This is a genomic window from Campylobacter sp. CNRCH_2007_0968H (genome assembly GCF_025773245.1).
Taxonomy (GTDB): domain Bacteria; phylum Campylobacterota; class Campylobacteria; order Campylobacterales; family Campylobacteraceae; genus Campylobacter_D; species Campylobacter_D lari_D.
In genome coordinates this window covers 1-5,287 of the sequence record NZ_JAKMTQ010000026.1, presented here as the reverse complement: position 1 = coordinate 5,287, position 5,287 = coordinate 1, and the positions used below count along the sequence as shown (strand labels likewise).

5 protein-coding genes are annotated in these 5,287 nt (G+C 28.9%); all 5 read right to left on the bottom strand.

Annotated features, from left to right (window positions below):
- Positions 1-756, bottom strand: a 756-nt coding sequence (locus tag L8Y18_RS08345) for a phosphocholine cytidylyltransferase family protein (RefSeq protein ID WP_263660013.1), incomplete at its 3' end; no start/stop codon positions are given.
- Positions 753-1,352 (bottom strand): gamma-glutamyl-CDP-amidate hydrolase, encoded by a 600-nt coding sequence (locus L8Y18_RS08340; RefSeq protein ID WP_263676641.1) that lies wholly within the window; start codon positions 1,350-1,352, stop codon positions 753-755. The genes L8Y18_RS08345 and L8Y18_RS08340, both read right to left, overlap by 4 nt.
- The gene (locus tag L8Y18_RS08335; protein ID WP_263676640.1) at positions 1,349-3,673 is read right to left on the bottom strand and encodes a PEP-utilizing enzyme; all 2,325 of its coding nucleotides are present in this window, start codon (positions 3,671-3,673) and stop codon (positions 1,349-1,351) included. Before L8Y18_RS08335 ends, L8Y18_RS08340 begins: the two co-directional genes overlap by 4 nt.
- A 12-nt stretch (positions 3,674-3,685) precedes the next feature.
- Positions 3,686-4,459 (bottom strand): class I SAM-dependent methyltransferase, encoded by a 774-nt coding sequence (locus L8Y18_RS08330; RefSeq protein ID WP_263669303.1) that lies wholly within the window; start codon positions 4,457-4,459, stop codon positions 3,686-3,688.
- Positions 4,460-4,507: 48 nt separating this feature from the next.
- Complete coding sequence (locus L8Y18_RS08325; protein WP_173786981.1) at positions 4,508-5,275, bottom strand: class I SAM-dependent methyltransferase; 768 nt, start codon at positions 5,273-5,275, stop codon at positions 4,508-4,510.
- Positions 5,276-5,287: the final 12 nt, after the last annotated feature.

Sequence of the window (5,287 nt, the reverse complement as noted above, 5' to 3'; positions counted from 1 at the left end):
AATCTCCACTCTTAAATCGCTCATAAAATCTATCTCGCACCAATTTCCATTGATTTTTATAGCTTTTGCATTTTTGTATTTATTTATTAAAATTTGTAAAAAACTTGTCATATACATATTTTTAAAATCTTTTTCATCATAAAGTAAAGTTCTATCAAGCTCATCATAAGTTTTTAAAACTTCTTTTAAAAAATGATGAGAAAATTTAAATAAGCCTATATATTGCCCTTGAATTTCATCATAACTTTTTGCTTTTTTGCCAAGCTCTACTATAAAATCATCATGTAATTTTAAAGTTTCAGCATCATCAAGTGGATTTTCAAACCTTTTTAACCATAGTTCTTTCCAAGCTTTATCCACAATAACAGCAAAATCATCTTTTGATTGTTTGAGTTTTTCTATACTATCTTTAAAATAAACTATATCAGCATAAGAAACAATCAAATCTTGCTCATCCTCAATACAACTTTGTAAAAAATCTCTAGCACAAAATAAAGTCTGGACCATATTAGTTTTATCATAGTTTTCATTTTTATAAAACAACTCCAAATTATGATTTTTACCCACATAATCCTTTAAAACATCAAATAAATATCCACCAACTACACATATCTCATGAATATTATTTTCTTTTAAAGCCTGAATTTCATAGTCTATGATTTTTTTATTTTTATATTCAACCATACATTTTGGATTATATTTTGTTAAAGGCATTAACCTTGAACCAAACCCTGCTGCTAAAATTATAGCTCTCATTTTATATCCTTTAACCACGCATTAAAAATACTTTTTTCGCTCATACCATTTTCTCTTTCAATATGCCACATTAGACCGTAAATACTAAATTTTTTATGCTTAAAAGCTTCTATTGTTTCATCTTTTGCATTTGCTAACGCCTCAAGCTCATTACCTAATGTTTTAATAGCAAAATTATGATATGAATTGACATTGATTATTTGATTATTTAAATATACTTCATGATTTCCAATATGATCTTTACAAGGACAAATGGTAGAATTAAAATAAGAAGCAATCATCTGTGCTCCTTTGCAAATTCCAAGCAAAGGGATATTATCTTGCATACAATGTTTTATAATGTTTTTCTCATATTCGTCTCTTTTTTGATTAACAAAAGAAAATTTACAAGAGCTTAAATCATTACCCCCACTTAAAATCACAGCACTAATACTAGAGATATAATTTTTAAAATCAATTTCATAACTCAATGGAAGAGGTAAAAACTCACTTAATTCTTTTTTAAAAAAACTTCCCCAATCAAGTGCCAAACACTCTCTTAATTCATAATAATCTTGATTTTCTAAAATTCTTTGACTAATAGCTATAAATTTCATAGACAAAATATCTGCTCACTTTGACAATCAATTTTAATTTTTTTTGCTTGAAGATATTTTTTAAAATTCTCTTCACCTACGCCAATAACAGCAGGCATAGCAAGTTCAGAAGCTCTAATAGCCATATGTGAATTTGCACCACCATAGCAAGTGATAAAACCTGCAATATCTTTAGTAAATAAATAATCATATCCAGGATCAGCTGCATAGATTAACACTATCTTGCCTTTTAAATCTTGTTCATTTTCTAAAGCAATATTAGCACTAATGCTTTTTTGCGTGATAAAATTTGGATGAATATAGCTAGTAAAAAACCCAAATATTTGATGTGCATCAGTTAGTAAAGCCGGAAGTTTTATAGCTAAACTTAATTCATATTCTTGTTTGTTTTCATTAATTTCACTCAAAAATTTATCTTTTGGATTTTTAGAATACACGCTAGAATACAAATTTAAAATACTCTTAATATCCAAATGGGCCATATCTTCTTTAGATATTCCATAATAATTTCCAAGATCCTCTATCAGTGATATAGCTTTAGATAAGAGCTTGCTAAATTCAAATTTAACAAATTCGCGTCCTTCTATAGCTATTTTTAAAAAGCTAAAAAATTCTTTTGCATTAACTTCAATTCCATGTTCTTTTAAAATTTGATCAAGTTTTTGCAACTTATCATCGCCAATCTTAAATTTCTTTTCTTTTTTAATTTCACTTTTTTGTTTTAAATCAAAATACCCATCAAAATCCTCATCATACCTTGGAGATAAAATATTATAAGTCCCTGCTCTTAAATGACCAAATTGTTTTAAAAAATCTTGTTTGTTATTTTCATTTAAAGTTGCTAATTCATAACTCAAAGTTTTACTAACGGTATGAAGAGAATTTAAAAATTCATTTTTTTCTTCTTTGCTAAAAAATCCAATTTCCACCAAAGAATTAAGCATAGTCATAGCCACAAACGCAGCCCTTGCAACACCAGCAAATGGTAATGTTCCATATCTTTTACACTCTTCTAAAAGCCAATAAATTTTATCTAATGGTGAAAAATCTGAATGCATAATATTTTCATAATATACAATCATTTGTTTTGATTTTTCTATATCTTTTAAACACAAACCATTTTTAATATCAATAATAGAATTAGTAAGATTTAATAAAGAAAATTCAATGCGTTTGATTTCATTTTTATTAAAACCATGATCTAATAAGCGTTCTAATTTATCAGCCATATGAAAATCATAACAAGAAAATACTATATCAAATTCTACTTTATCATGCAACTCATGATTTTCATATAATTTATCTAAATAATAATTAACTAACTTTTTAGCAATATTCTCATCAAGTGTTTTTGGTATAAAGGAATTAAAAGAAAGTCTCACATCCACATAAGGAATACCCAAAAAAGAATGGATTAAAGGATGTGATCTTAGATCTCTATAACCATAGTTATCTCTTTGATAAGCCCAAATGTTATCTGTAATGATTTCTTTATAAAGGCTAAAAGCTAATCTTTTTGGTCTAAGTCCTATAATTTCTGCTGGATTCCAATCAGGCATTACACCAAAAATGGCTTTATCTCCAAGCACTCTAGATCTTGGTTCTTGTAAAGATACAAATCTTTTATAAAGTCTATGTAAAGCTTCTTTAGGCAAGTTATTAAAAAGATTAATTTTTTCTTGCATTATTAAAGGTCTAACTTGCAAGCAAAAAAGTTCATCTTGATCATTAAAAGCAAATTCTACATCTAAAAAATTACAACCATATAAACTTTCAAGTTCTTTTAATAATAAAATAACTTTTTGCATATATGGATCTTTTATATCTTCATTTTCACGGTAGTGAAAATATGTTTTAGCATTTTTAGCACTTCCATCTGTAATGGAACTATTAGAGCCGTTTTCATCATATTCTATACAAAAATATGGAGCAAAATTATCCTTATCTACACTAAAAGCAACACCACATTTTTTAATATCTAAAAGCATAGGTTGGATTAGAATTTCATCATTCTCACTAGGCATAGAATGACCTACTTTTTCTAAAGCATTAAAAAGTTGGCTTTTATCATTAATATCTACATTAGCCAAACTTAGAAAAGCTCCAGCATTGGAACTTTTTAAACTATCTTCGCTATTAGAAGAACTACGGATGATTAGTTTTTTCGCATTTAGATTGATAATTTTTTTAAGCACTTCTTCTTTATCTTGAATGATTTCTTTTAAAGAAGTGATAACTACATCTAAAACTTTTGCATTTTTAAGTATATTTTTTAAATTCTGTAAATTTCTTGCTTTTGTTTGAAAAACTAATCTATCCATAATATTACTCTTTTATATTTTTTTTGCACTCCAAGCTCTTGTTGTATATTTAATATCAAATTCACCTGGTAATTCTTGTTTTAACTTATCAGTGATTTTCTCAAACAACTCATTACCTTCTTTAGTCTCAAGATCCCAATAAGGATTTTTTACACTTTTCCAAGCATTGATATAATTATCTACACTTTGATGAAAGTAAAAATCTTCTTCCAAATAAATAATATTATCAAAAAGCTCTTTATGTGCTTCTATAATAGGGCGTTGATCTTCTCTTCTTGTGCCTCTTGTATAATTTGGAACAAAACTAACAATAATATCTTCTGCTATTTTTTGAATAGGATCATTTAAATCTCTATGATTCCACATACAAGTAAAATAACATCCTTTTTTGAGCAATCTATGACTTTCTTTTAGTGCCATTGATCTATCCATCACATTAAAGCTACTTCCAAAGCTCACCCAATCAAACTCTCCATCTTTTAAAGTAGAGTCAATACCGGTAGCTCTTACCCATTCTACATCTTGACCTTGAGTTCTTTCTATACCAATTTCACGCATTGCATCATTTGGCTCAACCGCTACCACTTTACAAGCTCTCCCTAAAAGCAGAATACTCAAATTCCCTGTACCTGCTCCAATATCTGCAACTTTTATCTTTGAACTTTGACTAGTTCTTTTAGCAAGCTCTACTAGCATATCTATACTAAGTGGTGCATAATTTGGTCTATATGAATAAAATTTTGCATGCTTAGTATAATCCCAAACTTGTTCTACTATTTTTTCCATTTTTTTCCTTTAACTTTAATAGCAAAGCTAAAAAAGCTAAAAGATTTTCTATGCCTTATGTACCGTCCATGCACGGATTTTATAAGGAATTTCAATCATATCCATAGAAGAAATTTTATTTTCTATCATTTTTAAAATTTCTTCCCATCTAGCTTTTCCAGCTTGTGCTTGAATATCATTTACAGAATGCCAAACCCCAAGATAACGCTCTTTACTCCAAAGCTCTTTATAATCACACTCCATAAAAAAGCAATCCTTGAAATCTCCAGTACTTACTAAGATTTCTTCCCAGTTTTTAACATTTTGCACCCCACTACTTACACGAGTAAGCTCTGGTATAATATGTTTAATTTCCTCTTCAATTTCATAAAACACAGAGCCTTTAGCTATATGGCGTGGATTCCATATAGCAGTGAAATACCCCCCCCCTGTAAGCACTCTTGCGAACTCAGGTAAGGATTTTTTAGGATCTGTCCAGTGAAAAGAACTAGCCATGATTACCCAATCAGCATAATTACTAGGCATAGCAGTTTCTTCTCCGCTACCTTTATGCCAAGTAATATTTTGTGAATTTTGAGTAAATTTAATACCCTCTTCACGCATATTATCATTTGGCTCGACTGCATCTATACAAAGGTTAAACTCATCAGCAAGCATTTTAGTAAGCTTTCCCGTACCCGCTCCTACTTCTACAACTTTTAATGTGCTTTTATTTTGATCATTTACACATTTTATGAGCTTTTCTATAAGCATACTTGAATATGCTGGTCTGTTATGGTAGTGTTTTGCAACTTCGCTAAAATCACCTTGTTTCATGAAACTCCTTTG